At 50.3% G+C, this 14,917-nt stretch carries 15 protein-coding genes and 1 pseudogene; 6 read left to right on the top strand and 10 right to left on the bottom strand.

Annotated elements, in window-relative coordinates; translation table 11 throughout:
• The first annotated feature begins 5 nt into the window (after positions 1-5).
• On the top strand, positions 6-782 hold the full coding sequence (trpC, locus tag BOO20_RS04255) for an indole-3-glycerol phosphate synthase TrpC (RefSeq protein ID WP_076790845.1): 777 nt from the start codon (positions 6-8) through the stop codon (positions 780-782).
• On the opposite strand, the gene rpe is transcribed toward trpC, so the two are convergent.
• Both rpe and BOO20_RS13085 read right to left on the bottom strand, forming a co-directional pair.
• Positions 763-1,428, bottom strand: a complete 666-nt coding sequence (gene rpe, locus BOO20_RS04250; RefSeq protein WP_076790843.1) for a ribulose-phosphate 3-epimerase — start codon at positions 1,426-1,428, stop codon at positions 763-765. The two genes, trpC and rpe, sit on opposite strands and share 20 nt — an antisense overlap.
• Positions 1,429-1,476: 48 nt before the next feature.
• Positions 1,477-2,715, bottom strand: a complete 1,239-nt coding sequence (locus BOO20_RS13085; protein WP_233120875.1) for a BamA/TamA family outer membrane protein — start codon at positions 2,713-2,715, stop codon at positions 1,477-1,479.
• Between the two features lie 363 nt (positions 2,716-3,078).
• On the opposite strand from BOO20_RS13085, the gene BOO20_RS13080 reads away from it, so the two are divergent.
• Positions 3,079-3,297 (top strand): hypothetical protein, encoded by a 219-nt coding sequence (locus tag BOO20_RS13080; RefSeq protein WP_232209738.1) that lies wholly within the window; start codon positions 3,079-3,081, stop codon positions 3,295-3,297.
• Between the two features lie 21 nt (positions 3,298-3,318).
• On the opposite strand, the pseudogene BOO20_RS13075 reads toward BOO20_RS13080, so the two are convergent.
• From BOO20_RS13075 to pheA, 5 genes and pseudogenes are all read right to left on the bottom strand, one after another.
• Positions 3,319-3,567: pseudogene (locus tag BOO20_RS13075) on the bottom strand (POTRA domain-containing protein); the annotation flags it as partial.
• 160 nt (positions 3,568-3,727) lie between these two features.
• Positions 3,728-3,955 (bottom strand): DUF2795 domain-containing protein, encoded by a 228-nt coding sequence (locus BOO20_RS04240; RefSeq protein WP_006365518.1) that lies wholly within the window; start codon positions 3,953-3,955, stop codon positions 3,728-3,730.
• A 20-nt stretch (positions 3,956-3,975) separates the two neighbouring features.
• Complete coding sequence (locus BOO20_RS04235) at positions 3,976-4,737, bottom strand: M23 family metallopeptidase (RefSeq protein WP_076790841.1); 762 nt, start codon at positions 4,735-4,737, stop codon at positions 3,976-3,978.
• 81 nt (positions 4,738-4,818) lie between these two features.
• Positions 4,819-7,656: a DNA polymerase I gene (gene polA / locus BOO20_RS04230; RefSeq protein ID WP_076790840.1), complete on the bottom strand. Its 2,838-nt coding sequence runs from the start codon at positions 7,654-7,656 to the stop codon at positions 4,819-4,821.
• Positions 7,653-8,495, bottom strand: coding sequence for a prephenate dehydratase (gene pheA, locus BOO20_RS04225; protein WP_076790838.1), 843 nt, complete (start codon positions 8,493-8,495; stop codon positions 7,653-7,655). Before pheA ends, polA begins: the two co-directional genes overlap by 4 nt.
• A gap of 232 nt (positions 8,496-8,727) precedes the next feature.
• Between pheA and BOO20_RS04220 the strand changes: the two genes are divergently transcribed.
• The 3 genes from BOO20_RS04220 to BOO20_RS04210 all read left to right on the top strand — a co-directional run bounded on the left by BOO20_RS04220 (position 8,728) and on the right by BOO20_RS04210 (position 10,696).
• Positions 8,728-9,480 carry a YebC/PmpR family DNA-binding transcriptional regulator gene (locus BOO20_RS04220; RefSeq protein WP_006365514.1) on the top strand — a complete coding sequence of 251 codons (753 nt, stop codon included), beginning with the start codon at positions 8,728-8,730 and terminating at the stop codon, positions 9,478-9,480.
• A gap of 5 nt (positions 9,481-9,485) precedes the next feature.
• Positions 9,486-10,052 carry a crossover junction endodeoxyribonuclease RuvC gene (gene ruvC, locus BOO20_RS04215; protein ID WP_076790836.1) on the top strand — a complete coding sequence of 189 codons (567 nt, stop codon included), beginning with the start codon at positions 9,486-9,488 and terminating at the stop codon, positions 10,050-10,052.
• An 89-nt stretch (positions 10,053-10,141) separates the two neighbouring features.
• On the top strand, positions 10,142-10,696 hold the full coding sequence (locus BOO20_RS04210; RefSeq protein WP_006365512.1) for a CDP-alcohol phosphatidyltransferase family protein: 555 nt from the start codon (positions 10,142-10,144) through the stop codon (positions 10,694-10,696).
• A 317-nt stretch (positions 10,697-11,013) separates the two neighbouring features.
• On the opposite strand, the gene BOO20_RS04205 is transcribed toward BOO20_RS04210, so the two are convergent.
• Positions 11,014-12,417: a bifunctional UDP-3-O-[3-hydroxymyristoyl] N-acetylglucosamine deacetylase/3-hydroxyacyl-ACP dehydratase gene (locus tag BOO20_RS04205; protein WP_006365511.1), complete on the bottom strand. Its 1,404-nt coding sequence runs from the start codon at positions 12,415-12,417 to the stop codon at positions 11,014-11,016.
• Positions 12,418-12,572: 155 nt separating this feature from the next.
• Positions 12,573-13,373 (bottom strand): inositol monophosphatase family protein, encoded by an 801-nt coding sequence (locus tag BOO20_RS04200; protein WP_076790835.1) that lies wholly within the window; start codon positions 13,371-13,373, stop codon positions 12,573-12,575.
• Between the two features lie 177 nt (positions 13,374-13,550).
• Between BOO20_RS04200 and BOO20_RS04195 the strand changes: the two genes are divergently transcribed.
• Positions 13,551-14,027 (top strand): TspO/MBR family protein, encoded by a 477-nt coding sequence (locus BOO20_RS04195; protein ID WP_076790833.1) that lies wholly within the window; start codon positions 13,551-13,553, stop codon positions 14,025-14,027.
• 204 nt (positions 14,028-14,231) lie between these two features.
• Here the strand turns inward: BOO20_RS04195 and BOO20_RS04190 are convergent, their stop codons facing one another.
• The gene (locus BOO20_RS04190; protein ID WP_076790832.1) at positions 14,232-14,726 is read right to left on the bottom strand and encodes a DUF4405 domain-containing protein; all 495 of its coding nucleotides are present in this window, start codon (positions 14,724-14,726) and stop codon (positions 14,232-14,234) included.
• Between the last annotated feature and the right edge of the window lie 191 nt (positions 14,727-14,917).

Here is a 14,917-nt window from a genome sequence, read left to right as displayed (position 1 = left end):
GCGCCATGACCTACCTTACCAGGATTTTAGAGGAGAAGAGACGGGAGATAGCGGAGCTCAAAAAAGAGAAGCCCCTGCAGCGCTATATGGCGGAGCAGGGCTCTTTTGCTTTGTGCCGTGATTTTACCGCCGCCCTCAAAAGGAGTGACGGGGGAGTGAGGCTTATTGCTGAAATCAAAAAAGCCTCTCCCTCGCGCGGTCTTATTGTCCACGATTTTGATCCTGCGGCGATTGCCGGTCGCTACCTGGAACTCGGCGCATCAGCCTATTCGGTGCTGACCGACCGCCGGTTTTTTCAGGGTTCGAACGACTATCTCCAGCTTGTCAGCCGTTCATTTCCGCTGCCGGTTCTGCGAAAGGATTTTATTATTGATGAATCCCAGATTTTTGAGTCACGCCTGATCGGAGCTGATGCCATTCTGCTCATCGTTGCCGCGCTTGACCGCAGCCAGCTTGCGGACTATCTCCAGCTTGCAGCTTCAATCGGACTCCATGTGCTTGTAGAGGTTCACGATCATAAAGAGCTTGAGCAGGCAGTTGAAGCCGGAGCAGCGATAATCGGCGTGAACAACCGCAATCTCAAGGACTTTTCAGTTGATATCCAGACCTCTGTAAGCCTCCGGCCCTACATTCCCTCCGAAGTTCTGGCTGTGGCCGAGAGCGGTCTGAAAACCGCCGCCGATATTGCCCTGATCGAGCAGGCATCTTTCGATGCCGTGCTGATCGGTGAGGGGCTGCATACCAGTCCGGAACTCTCTTCGCTTACCTGGTCAAGGCCCTGATTTTTGCCGCTGTTTCCGCAGGGTTTGCGGCCTTGAAGAACGCGGTTCCCGCTATCAGCGCATCGGCTCCTGCTGAAACAACCTCCTGAGCATTATCCTCTGTAATACCGCCATCAATAGCTATAACCAGCTCAGGATTGAGCCTTGTGCGCATGTTGTGCAGCTCTCTGATCTTTCCTATTGAAGAGGGGATAAACTTCTGGCCGCCGAAACCGGGATTGACTGACATCAAAAGGACGAGGTCAAGGTCGGGTAGAATTGATTCAAGGGTTGAGACCGGTGTTCCGGGGTTGATCGAGACTCCCGCTTTTGCTCCGAGACTTTTGATGAACTGAATGGTGCGGTGCAGGTGCGGGCAGGCCTCCTGGTGGACGGTGATCTGGTGTGATCCTGCCTTGACAAACTCCTCGATGTAACGGTCCGGTGCGGCAATCATGAGGTGTGTATCGATGATCATGGAGGTACATGATGCGATTGCCTGAACGATGAATGGCCCGAAGGTGATGTTCGGTACAAAGTTTCCGTCCATGATATCGCAGTGAATCCACTCGGCGCCCGCATTTTCAGCGATTGCTATTGATGAACGGAGATCTGTGAAGTCTGCCGAGAGAATGGATGGGGCCAGGAGTGTTGAGTGTGCAGGCATGGTTGAACTTCTGTTGATCGTGAAAAAAATATCCTTGTAATGAAATAATTAAAAAGCCTCTCCAATTCCAAAATTGAAGGTGTAGTCTTTCAGTCGCCATTGAGCTATTCGCCATGGCTGCACTTCAGCCGGGTCATGGATTTTCCAGGCGAAGTCAAAACGGAAGGGACCGATCGGGGAGCCTACTCTGAGCCCGGCGCCTGCATCCCAGGCAAAATCTCTTCTCAACGAGCGCAGTGTCAGGGCGTATGGCCCGGTTCGATCCCAGATGTTGCCGACATCGGTGAAGAAGGTCACTCCTGATTGCTGCTTGAAGAACCTGAAGAATTTGAGACGGTACTCCATACCGAGTTCAAGCTTGATATCCGCCCCGAAATTTGAGGCTGCTTCACTGGCGCTCCTGCCGGGGCCAAGGGTGTTGAACAGCCAGCCGCGCATACTGTTCGGCCCGCCGGCGTAAAAGCGCCGTTCTTCGGGAGTTGTTTCAGCCTTGCCGTACGGCCTCATCAACCCGATACTCCATCTTCCGGCCAGCTGGCTGCCGGGTGAGAGGTTTTTGGCAAATCCCATACCTGATTCCAGCTTGACATACTGTGAATAGGCTATGCCGAATATCTGGGGGTCACTGTCGGTAAAGCCTGTATACGGTTTTTTGTCAAGATAGTTGTCAACGAGCCAAGCCAGACTGCCGGACTCTTCGACGAGCAGATCGAGGTTCCAGATTGTCTTTTCGGGCATCGCGTTCAGCCGGTTCGAGTAGTTATAGCGAAGCCGGAAGCTCTGGTTGACATGGGTGTTGAGCAGGCTGTCAATACCCGCGTTGACTCTGCTCTCATTGGCCGGGTCGATGCCGATATTGCGGGCAAGGTCGGTTTTGAAGAGCTTTTTAAAGCCGCGAAGGGAGTCCTTCTGTACCAGTTCAAATTCAAAGAAGTCGAAATTCAGGCGGGATGAAGGGCCAAGTTTGGCGCTGTAGCTGCTGCGGAGCAGTCCGGTCCGGCTTGAGAGCAGTATCGGTTGTGTTATGGTTGCATATTCGGCCGTTACGGCATAGAAGTTTCCCGGTTTTTTAAGCACCGGCAGAAGGAGGCGATTTTTCAGGCTGAACTCTCTGGGTGTAACCTTCTCGTACTCTCCCTCGGCAAGGTTTGAAAGCAGTCTGGTGCTGCTGCCGGACTGGGTGCCGTATGCCGCCGTTGAAAGGAATTTTTCGGCTCCACCGAAGATATTTTTGTTTTCAAAGGCCAGTGCTCCTCCGAAAAAAAGCTCCCCGTACCGGTTGTCCACCAGCAGCTTGGGCTCTATCTGGTACTTTGGTGCGGTTTCCAGATGGAGTGTGGTGAAGAGCTCGCCGGCGCGGACCGAGTCCTGATTGATATAAATAGAGGAAAAGAGGTTTGTAAGGCCAAAATTCTGCAGGGTGTTCTGTTCACGACTCTGGCGGGTTGTATCGCCCGGTCTGAATTCTATGGCTGAAACAATGAGATCCGGAGCTATTTTCTGTTTGCCGATAATGGTGGTGCTGATCCCCTCTTTTGTATATGAATTTACTTTTGCGGTGCCGTTGTTTCTCGAAGTAGTGTTAACAACGACATTGACACTGCCGTATTTGAGGCGTTGCGGCAGATTGAACCTGAACCGGACGCCGGCATGGGTGCCGACGGTATCAACCTTGATGCGGATACTGTCTTCATGAAAAAAGGTATAGCCATACTCTTTGAAAAAGGAGATGGTGCGGTTTCGTTCTTCAATCAGTCGTTCAACGGAAAATATATCGTTGACTTTGAGGCGTTTCTGATTGAGAAAGAGCGTTCGGAGCTCGTCGGAAATTGGCTCAAGACCAATGTAGTTGAGGCTGTCTACTCTTGATGGCTCGTTTTCACGGATCCGGATGTTGATGTTGACTTTCCGGCCGTCTCCTTTTTTATCGACGGAGCTGTTTACCTCACTGAAAAAATAGCCTTTGTAGGTGTAGAGCTTTTTTATGAGGGAGATATCCTTGTTAAACTCTTCGGGGTTGAATGGTTTTTTTGCCCCGCCAAAGAGCCCTAATCCGAGGAAGGATGAGTGTTCTGTGGTAGCAATGATCTGGCGGAGTTCATCCTCACTGATCGATTTATTGCCGGAAAAGCGAATGTTGCCGACATAGGGCGTTACCGTTTCTCTGACTGTTTCAGAAGGTTCGGGAAGAGCATTTACCGGTAAGGCAAAGAGGAGATGAAGGGCAACAAGTGCGAAGACTTTTGCCCTTGCAGAGCGGGATTTATTTAAAAAAAAAACACTGGCTCCCTTTTTGGCTCTATGTTAATGGTTCTTCATCGCCATACAGAAAGTCCTCATCTGTAGGGTAGTCAGGCCATATCTCATCAATGGTTTCATACATGTCGTCACTATCGGGAAGATCAATCAGGTTGTCAATTACTTGCTGGGGCGCGCCGGTTCTGTTGGCGTAATTGATCAGTTCATCTTTTGTTACAGGCCATGGGGCATCGGCTATATAACGGGCCAGGTCTAAATTCCAATACATACTGCGTCGATTGAATCGGTTTAAGAGTTATTACCACTCTCTTCGGCTGAAGCGTCCTTTGTTGTGATGAATTTGTCAGGATTTGCATCATCAAAGAAATAGGCGGTTGGATTTACTAAGAGATTGTTTTTGCGCACTTCGTAGTGCAGGTGCGGCCCGGTTGAAACTCCGGTGTTGCCGGAAAGCGCGATGATGTCGCCGCGCTTGACTCTTTGACCCTGACGAACCAGAGCTTTTGAGAGATGGCCATAGATTGTTTTATAGCCGTAACCGTGATTGATGGTGATTTTCTGGCCATACCCCCGGTCATATCCCGAGAAAGCTACAATACCGTCACCTGTTGAGTGCACCCTTGATCCTTCGGCCGCAGCAAAGTCAATGCCGGAGTGAAAAAGAGGCACATTGTAGATTGGATGTACCCTGATACCGAATTTGCTGGTAATTGAGCCGGAAAGGGGTTTGATATTCGGTACGCTTGAAAAAAAAGAGGTCGGATTTGGATTGTCTGCGATCTCAACGGTTTCGGGAGCACTCTCCCTCTGGCGCTCTATCTGAAGGATCAGGTGTTCAATCATCTGTTCGGTGCTTGCCAGAAGGCCTTCGGTGGTTCTTGCTTCCGCCGGAGGTTTTGCTTCGGCAAAAAGGGAGTCCGAGGGAAAGGAGAAGGAAGAGAGGAGCAGCAGAAAACCAAAAGAGATGCGCGCCTTCCCGGAGGATATGACGACTCTCTTCAGGGTTCTGACGTATTCTTTCAGGGCCGAAAACAGGGAAGCTGAAGACATTCGATATCCGGATTATTTGGACGGGCAGGTGCCCTTTTATTGATTGGGAAGTATAAAAAAACTTTTCCTATAAGTCAATGATTAGTGGGCGTCCAGCCAGTTTTTTCCGATGCCGGTATCAACCTCTACGGGAACATTTTTTAACCCGCAAGTTATTGCTGCATCGATCATTGCCTGCTCAATCATGTTGCTCAGCGGCTCTTTTTCCTCATCAGTGGTTTCGAAGAGCAGTTCGTCATGCACCTGGAGAAGCATAACGGAGTGCATTGCGTGTTCACGCATGCGCTGGCTGCAGAGGTTCATGGCACACTTGATGATATCGGCCGCTGTGCCCTGGATCGGCGTATTCATTGCTGCCCGTTCCGCCGCTTTCTGAATATTGGAATTGCGGCTGTTGAGATCAGCAATATAGCGGCGCCGTCCGAGAAGGGTCGAAACGTAACCATCTTTTTTTCCGGTTTCGATAATCTCCTGCAGGGCGAGGAAGAGCCCCGGATATTTGGCTTTATAGGTATCTATGATAGCGATTGCCTCGGAACGGGGGATGTTGAGCCGCTTTGAAAGGCCGAACGGCATGATGCCGTAGAGGACACCGAAGTTCACCTCTTTTGCCTTCCGCCGCATGTCGGGAGTTATCTCATCACTGCCGAAAATTACCCGGGCAGTTGCCGTATGGATATCTTCACGGTTACGGAATGCTTCAATGAGCTGCGGGTCTCCGGAAATTTCAGCCGCAATTCGAAGTTCAATCTGGGAGTAGTCTGCCGACAACAGCCATTTGTCCGGTGATGAAGGAATAAAAGCCCTGCGGATCTCCTTGCCGAGAGGGGAGCGGATAGGGATGTTCTGCAGGTTCGGGTTTGATGAGGAGAGCCTTCCGGTTGCCGTGATAAACTGGTTGAAAGAGGTATGCAGCCTTCCGGTTAAAGGATTGACTATTTTCGGCAGTGCATCAATATAGGTGGTCTTGAGCTTCTGGAGCGTCCGGTATTCAAGCAGACTTGCTACAACGGGATGAAGCTCTGCGAGCTCTTCGAGCACTTCGACATTTGTTGAAAAGCCGGTTTTGGTGCTCTTTTTTGTGGGAAGACCGAGCACATTGAAGAGAATATTGGAGAGCTGCTTCGGTGAGTCGATGTTGAATGGTGCGCCTGACGCTGCGTATATCTTTTCCGTCAGCAGTTCAAGTTCTTTTCCGACCGCTTCGGAGGTCTTTTCAAGATGGGGCGTGTCGATACAGATACCGGCATGCTCCATGGCGGCAAGTACACTGACCAGCGGAAATTCTATATGCTCGCATAGCCAGAGAAGCTCTTTTTCTCCTTCAAGTTTTTTGCGGAAGATGTCCTCAAGCTGCAGGGCAAGATCGGCATCCTGACAGGCGTAGTCGGAGAGTTGTTCGGGTTCCACATCGAAAATATGCAGTTTTGCTTTTCCGGTGCCGGTGAGCTCCTCAAAGGTAGTTGTTTTGTAACCGAGATGGCGGGCTGCCAGGTCATCGAGATTGTGCTTCTCCTCCGGGTCAAGTACATAGCTGGCCAGCATGGTATCGAATCCGACAGGCGTGAGATCAATGCCGTATTTCTTCAGAACAAGAATATCGTATTTGAGGTTCTGGCCGGTTTTCGGCAGTTCAGGGTTTTCAAGCAGCGGTCTGAGGAGCTCAAGGGCACTCTGAGGATTGAGTGAGCTGTTTGCAAGTGCGATAAAGCGGGCTTTACGGGCCTCTGTGGAGATTGATATGCCGGCAAGTTCAGCTTCAAAGGTGTTGAGGCTGGTTGTTTCGGTATCTACCGCGATCCGGGGAGCGTCCTGAAGTGAATTGATGAGTGCCTTCAGCCCTTCCACTGTGGTGATCACGCCATAATCGGCGCCGGTTCGGGGTGAGCGGAGTTCCGGCTCTGCTGCAGCGAGGGGACTGTCCGGGCCGTCATGCATACTCGCCTCAAGGGAAGCATGCTCCATGAGCTTCGGAAAGACGACTGGAAGCCGTCCGATAACGGTTTTAAGCTCCAGTTTTTTCAGGAGCGGTAACAGCAAGGTGAGGTCCGGTGATCCGCAGGTAAGCTCTTTCAGCGTGAGGTCGATCTGCAGATCCGTGCGAATGGTGACGAGCTGCTTTATCAGGTTGAGCTGCGGCTGAAACTCTTCAAGAGTGAGTCTGTTTTTTGGGGAGAGATCACCGAGATGGAGGTAGATATTCTGCAGGGAGTCGTATTTGCCGAGCAGTGTTGCTGCGGTTTTCGGCCCGATCCCTTTTGCTCCGGGGATATTGTCGGAGGTATCTCCGGTTAGTGTCAGCAGGTCGGTAAATCGCTCGGGAGGAACCCCGAACTGTTCAGCGATCTCGCTCCGGCCGAGCAGTTCAAGCTCATTCTGGTTTTTACCGGGCCTCAGGATGCTTACTCCGTCCTGGACCAGCTGGGCAAGGTCCTTGTCCGGCGTGACGATAAAGACCGCGCATTCCGGTTGAAATATCCGTGCGGCTGTGCCGATAAGATCGTCGGCCTCGAATCCGGGGATTTTGATGAGCGGGATATCGAAAGCTGCAAGCAGCTCGAAGACCGCATCGAGCTGGCTGATGAGATCTTCGGGCGGAGCGGAACGGTTTGCCTTGTAGAGCGGGTAGAGATGGTGACGGAAGGTTTTTTCACGGCTGTCGAATGCTGCCGCCAGGTAGTCGGGCTTCCAGGTTTCAAAGATTTTCAGCAGCGCTGAGGTAAATCCATACACTGCTCCGGTCGGCTTGCCGTCACGACTGGTCATCCCTGCCCGCTGGAGGGCAAAAAAAGCCCGATAGAGCATGGCCATGCCGTCGATCAGAATGAGCTTTGGTTTTTCAGCAGCCGGTGGTTTTAGCGGGGCTGTCGCTCTTTCCGCACTGCCGGAATGGAAAAAATCAAGCTGTTTGCGGCTCATGATGCAACCACCCCGTAACTGCCAAGCACCTTGACCATGGTTGCGAATTCGCGGAGATGGCAGAGGGCGTTATGGATATTCGGGTCGCTCTGATGCCCGGTAAAGTCAACATAGAAGAGATACTCAAACGCTTTTTTCCGAAATGGCCGCGACTCTATTTTAGTCATATCGATACCTCGCAGGGCAAAGGTTGCCATGGCTTTAAAAAGTGATCCAGGTTCGTTCGGCAGGGTGAAGGCTATGGATGTTTTGTATTGTGCGGGGTCCGTTCCGGTTTCGAGCTTAAGCGCAACACTGTTCTCTGCATGCGAAATACAGAAGAATCGGGTAATATTCCACTCTTCGTCTGCCAGGTTCTCCTGCAGGATTCGGAGTCCGTAGAGTTCGCCGGCTCTTTTTGATGCAATGGCCAGTTTTGTGGGGTCGTTGTCAGCGGCAATTATTTTTGCGCTGCCGGCAGTGTCATAGGCTACTTCAGCTTTAACTTCTTTGTGTGCTGCAAAGAAATTGCGGCACTGTGCGAGTGCCTGGGGATGGGAGAGTACCCTTTTTGCATTCGCTATGGTTGAACCGTGAATGCCGAGCAGGCAGTGCTCCACCTTGACAAAGGTTTCGGCTGCAATAGTGACAGGGTGCTGGAGGAGCAGGTCGTAGTTCTGATGAATGCTGCCTCCGAGTGAATTTTCAATGGGGATAACCGCGAAATCGGCCGCGCGGTTTTCGACGGCAGCAAATACCTCTTCAAAGGATTCGAAGGGTTTCGGCTCTCCAATCCTGAGGGCGGCAATTTCACTGTAGGCGCCGGGTTCGCCCTGATAGGCTATGATCAAGTTTGTCATTATTTGTTCTTGTGATTACCTTGTATGGATCACGATCTATTATCTCTCGCGATATACCGGTGTGCCGGGATCGCCTCCGGTTCCGGTATTCCGGCTGACTTTTTTAACAATGCTCCGGAGTTATAAATAGTGATTCCTTGGTACTTATGCCGTTGGATTTCATTTTATTTAAAGAAAATAAATCTATTATCATAGACGGGTGTTTCCGGCAATTATAAATCAGCAGTTTTTTATGTCTGGACATAGCAAATGGGCTACTATTAAAAGAAAAAAGGCGGCCACCGATCAGAAAAGAGGAAGCCTCTTTACCAAGCTGGTCAAAGAGATTACCATAGCAGCAAAAATGGGTGGAGGGGATCCAAACGGTAACCCCCGGCTCAGGCTTGCCATTGATACGGCAAGGGCCAACTCCATGCCGATGGACAATATCCAGCGTGCAGTCAAGAAGGGGACAGGTGAACTGGAGGGTGTGACCTATGATGAGATCACCTATGAGGGTTACGGTCCGGCAGGGATTGCCCTTATTATTGAAACGGCAACGGATAACCGCAACCGGACCGTGGCTGATATTCGTCATATCATGAGCCGCAATAACGGCTCTCTGGGCGAAAGCGGCAGTGTGGCATGGATGTTCCAGCGAAAGGGAACGGTTGATGTCCTGAAGTCCGCCGCCGATGAGGATCAGCTTATGGAAATTCTGCTTGATGCAGGCCTTGAGGATCTCAGTGATGATGATGATAACTACTATACCGTCATTACCGATGTCAGGCAGCTTGAGGATGTTAAAAAAGTGCTTGATGAAGCCGCGATCGCTTATGAAAATGCGAAGATTGATCTTCTTCCCGAAAACTATATCGAGCTTGAAGCCGATGATGCAGAGAAGGTGATCAAGTTGATTGATGCACTTGAAAATAATGATGATATCCAGGCAGTCTACAGCAATATGGAGATCAGTGAGAGTGCCATGAACAGTTTGAACGGATAGGCCGGATGGTTGTTCTCGGGATTGATCCCGGAAGCCTGATCACCGGTTATGGCGTTATTCGCCAGGAATCAGGAGTGTTGAGGGTTCTTGCATCCGGAGTGATCCGGATGCAGGCCAGCAGAAGTCATGCAGAGCGTATCGGTCAGATTTATCGTGAACTTGATGCTCTTATCACTGCATTTGCTCCTGACAGGGTTGTGCTTGAGACTGTTTTTTTGAATAAAAATGTGCAGTCGGCTCTGAAGCTTGGCCAGGTGCGGGGTGCGGTGATTGCTCTGGTCATGAGCCGTAATCTTCTGCTTCATGAGTATGCACCGCGTGAGGTCAAATCCGCAGTGACCGGAAGAGGCTCGGCAACCAAGGAGCAGGTTGCCTTTATGGTTGGAAGATTACTTGGCCTCAATCCGGTGCCCGAACCGTTTGACGTTACCGATGCCCTGGGCATAGCATTGTGTGATCTGCTCCGGGGTGAAAGCAGGGATCTTGTAATACCGCAGCGAAAGTCCCGTTCCGGAGGCGGCAGCTGGTCGAAGTTTGTTACCGAATCACCTGATCTGGTTATCAGGGGCTGAAGCGGAGTTGCCGGTGATCTATGGCTGCCGCGGAGAGCTGAATCGAGCAGTTTAATCCAGAGAACAAGCTGAACCATAAATTCAATACTGTGGAAGGTCACATCATCAATCTGCCGAATTTTCTCAGCGTATTGAGAATAATACTGATACCCTGGTTTCTCTATTATTTTCATACCGGTCAGGTCAATATCGCTATGGTTATCATGATTATAGCTGTTTTGAGCGACTGGTTTGACGGTCAGGCTGCCCGTTGGACCAATGAGGTCTCTGATATGGGTAAAATTCTTGACCCTCTTGCCGACAAGCTCTGCCTTGCCAGTGTGGCTATCTATTTTCTCTGGATCGGTGAGCTTCCCCTCTGGTTTGTGATTTTTGCAGTCCTTCGTGATATTCTGATCTTTATCGGTGCAGCCTATGTCCGGTTACGCCATTCAGTTGTTACCACATCCCTCTGGCCGGGGAAATGGGCCGTTGGATTTGTCTCCATGATGTTTATTGTCATGGTCTGGCCTCATCCCATTTTTGTCCGTTATCCGCTGAAGGAGGTTTTCCTCTATCTCTCCACCGTAATGCTTCTCTACTCTTTCGTGCTCTATTGTTTGAGGTTTCTGCGCATACACAAGGGTCTCGATTATCGTGCCTGATTTCTCCGGGGGTTACCGGTTTAACAGTACTCTCATTATTATCTTCAGGGTATTGATAACTTTTTTTGAAAAGTGAATGTTAAGGGCGTTTAGTTTCATAAATAGCTATTATAAATGGGGATGCGGTTATTAACGGACTTTATGCCTGTTCGTTAAAAATGTTGATAACTTGTGGATGGAATGTTGAGATGCGTTTTTGCAAGCGCCGTCAGCTGTTTTTTTAGCCGATTACGTTGCGCTTGACCGGGATTGCGTGAAAGAAAGAGAGAGCCCCCCTCCGGGGAGAAGAAGGGGGCTTTATTCATTAAAAAAGCAGGTTATTTACTCTTCTGTACAACGGTCGCCATGAGTGAGGCTTCGCAGACCAGCTCCCCCCGTACATAGGCTTTAGCGTCAAACTGGCAGACATTTCTGCGCTTGTTGGTCATGATTGCTTCAATGACAAGCGTGTCGCCGGGAAGCACCGGTTTGCGGAAACGTGCCTTGTCGATCCCCATGAAGTAGACCACACTCTCCTTGATGTTGTCATTGCCGTTAAGCATCATGATGCCGCCTGTCTGGGCCATGGCTTCAAGGATAAGCACTCCCGGCATGATGGGGTTTCCGGGGAAATGGCCCTGGAAGAATGGCTCGTTCATGGTGACATTCTTGATGGAGACAATTTTCTCGTCCAGTTTGAACTCGACGATTTTGTCAATCAACAGGAATGGATAGCGATGCGGAAGGATGTTCTGAATGGCATTGATATCAAAAATGACACCGGCTTTTTTCTCATGCTGGAACTGCCGGGCGAGCTTGTTGCGATCGGCATATTTTTTCAGCTGTTTGACAAATTCAACATTTGATGCGTGGCCCGGCCTTGCGGCAAGAACCTGGGCTTTCAGCGGCATACCGAGCAGGGCGATATCTCCAAGAAGATCGAGCAGTTTATGGCGGGCAGGCTCATTTTTAAATCGAAGCTCCCTGTTGTTGAGAATGCCGTTTTTTCCGAGGATGAGGTTTGCGCTCTCAATACCGAGTTTTTCGCCAAGAGCACTCAGCTCCTCCTGCTGCATGGTTTTGTCAATAATGACGATTGCATTGTCGATATCACCACCTTTGATGATACCCTGATTGGCGAGTGCTTCGACTTCACTGAGGAAGCAGAATGTTCTGGATGCCGAAAAATCTTTTACGAACTCCTGCTCAAGATCAAAAAGACCGGAGTGCTGGGAGCCGAGGGCGGGATTTTTGTAGTCGACCATGACCGTTATTCTGAAATTGTCCAGCGGCAGAGCAACAATATCCACACTGTTTTCTGCATCATGGTACTCTATGGTCTCATCGATGACAAGGTAGTTTTTTGGTTCCTCCTGCTCAAGGAAACCTGCACCAAGCAGGGCTTCCGCAAAGGGGTGTGAACTTCCATCCATTACCGGAGGCTCGGGCCCGCTCAGTTCAATACGGCAGTTATCGATCTGAAGGCCGTAAAGTGCGCCAAGAACATGTTCAGTGGTATGAACCTTTACACCGTCCAGGCCTATGGTTGTGCCACGGAGAACATCAACCACATTCTCGATGAGGGCAGGTATTTCGGGACTGTTTTCAATATCGGTCCGGACAAAACGGTAGCCGGAGTTGACCGGGGCCGGTTTGAAGGTGATCATACACTCCTTGCCGGTGTGTAGTCCGGTACCCCAGAGAGAGACCTCTTTTTGCAGTGTGCGCTGATGAATGAGCATAGTGTTCTTGTTGCTCCTGACGAGTCTGCCGTACAGGAAATGAAGTGGAATTATTGGCTATACTATAGCCTTCTGCCGATTACAGGAGTAAGGGGTAACCGATAAAGCGTACAAGATAATAAAGATCGTATTCCTGTTCAAATCACGGCGGGCCATCATGCGGGAAAGTGCCTCTTTGCCTGATCGAGCAGGAGTGGATGAGTCACAGCGTTGCCGGCGATGATGCTCTGCTGCCCGAAGAGATCGCTCTCTCCGCCAAAGCCGGTTACGCTTCCCCCGGCTTCACGGACCAGCAGTGCTCCGGCGGCAAAATCCCACGGAAAAAGCCTGAACTCCCAGAAGCCGTCAAAGCGACCGCAGGCGGTGTAGGCCAGATCAATTGCCGCTGACCCGGCCCGCCGAACCCCTGCTGAATTTTCAATGACCTCCTTGAGCATGCCGAAATAGGCCTCCAGATAGTGGTACTCCTTGAAGGGAAGACCGGTTGCTATGAGAAAGCTGTTGCTGTCGGTGCGGTTTGAAACAGAGATGCGTCTGCCGTTCAGGTATGCTCCTTTTCCCCGTTCAGCCGTAAAGAGCTCCTCAAGAAGTGGCTGAAAGACTACTCCGGCAAGGAGATCATTTTGCTCGTTTTTCAACGCGATGCTGACTGAAAATACCGGGAAGGAGTGAATAAAATTAAGGGTGCCGTCAAGCGGATCGACAATCCAGGTGCGTCCCGAACTCCCGTTCCTGATTGTCCCCTCTTCCGAGAGAAGGCTGTCTTCGGGAAAATCCGCCATGATTATTGCTGTAATTGCAGCTTCACACCGCTTGTCGACTTCAGTTACAAAATCCCTGGACTCTTTTGCGTGGATTTCGCTCTCGGTGAGTTCTCCGAGTTTTTCAAGCGTGATGGCCCCTGCAGCCCTTGCCGCGTTGACGGCGGTCTGCAGTTCCCTGCTCATTTGTTCCATGAGGGAAGGAGTTTGGGGATAATGGTTTGCATGATTTGAATTCAATATAGCATTTTAGCGTCATAGGACTTATAAGACCTATATGTTCTATGACTGACATGCGGGAATTATCGGCAGAGTTCGTTTGTTCATTAAATTATTGCTTTACGTTGATTTATATCCATAATACCCAAAATCATGAAACTCAACGTCCCAAAACTTGCACTCAGCATTGCATTCTGTTTTCTGTTTGCATTTGCCGGAGGAACCTTTACGCCAGAGCCGGGCTCGGAGTGGTACTATCAGCTGCTCAATAAGCCGTGGTGGAATCCGCCCGACTGGCTTTTCCCCCCGGCATGGACTCTATTCTTTCTGCTCATGGGCATTGCCCTCTACCTTGTTGTGACAGAGTGGGATAAAAATAAACTGGTGAAGGGGGCTCTTGCGGTGTTCGGTGTTCAGCTTCTTTTGAATCTTGCATGGTCAGCGCTCTTTTTCGGACTGCACTCTCCGCTCTTTGCTCTGGTGGATATTGTGCTGCTCTGGCTTGCGATCGTGCTTACTATCGTGAAATTCCGGGCGATTTCGCCTTTGGCGGGCAATCTCTTGATTCCCTATCTCCTATGGGTAAGCTTTGCCTCGTATCTGAACTTTACGATCTGGCAGCTTAACTGAAGAGGAGAAAAGTGGACTTCAGTGGACGTTACTGGACAGGAGCAGAAGTGCTGAGTGCTGAGGGAAGAAGAAGAAAGAGGATGTGAGTGGACAGGAGAAGTGGTGCTGAGTTTTCTTTTTGTCGTTGCTGTCCTTGAAGTCCTTCTGGTCCTTTATTTGGGAATTCAGGGGTATCCCGACGGCGTCGGGATGCCCCTGAAATTTTTATTTTTTTGGCTGTTCGAAGATAATGCCGAGTATATCCTTCTCCTCCCTGCTGTTTTTTGCTGCAATTTCCCGGATGGTCATGGATGGTTTGACAACGGTGATGCCCTTGCTTTCAAGTTTGGCAATGATGGTTTCGCTCTTTTCGGCGGCAACTCCGGCAACCGTTTCGAGGCTTGACGATTCAACGGCCCTGATGATATTCATCCGGGGGTTTGACTCTTTTTCAACAGGAGTGAAGACCGAGATCAGGGTGACAAGGAGCCCTGTGCCGATAATGGCAAGCGCGGGTTTTCGGGAGAGGTAGCCGGTAAATGACTTCCAGTTTGCGGCGATATGCAGCAGGACGCCTGCAATCAGCGCCCAGCTCAGCCATTCATGCACCGGGCCGATAAATCCGGTCTCGATTTTAAAGAACATCAGGATGCCGGTGACGGCAAGAATGATGAAGGTGCCTGTGGCAAGAGGGGTTGCCCATGATTTCATTGAGGACATCTTTTATTTTGTTTGGTTCAGAGGTTGTGAAACAGATTGTTTCGGGGTATCGAAATACCGGGTTCACAGGTGTGACGTTACTGTTGCGGAAATCCTGCGCCTGTTTAAGAAAAGAAAGTGGACAGCAAGAGAGCCCTATGTGTTAATATAGATGTCGCGTCCAACAAGGAGGCGAATTATGGAATATTCAA

The sequence above is a fragment of the Chlorobium sp. KB01 genome, from assembly GCF_001975465.1.
GTDB lineage: Bacteria > Bacteroidota > Chlorobiia > Chlorobiales > Chlorobiaceae > Chlorobium.
The sequence above is the reverse complement of the archived record's forward strand: the minus strand, read 5'-3'. Positions and strand labels throughout refer to the sequence as shown.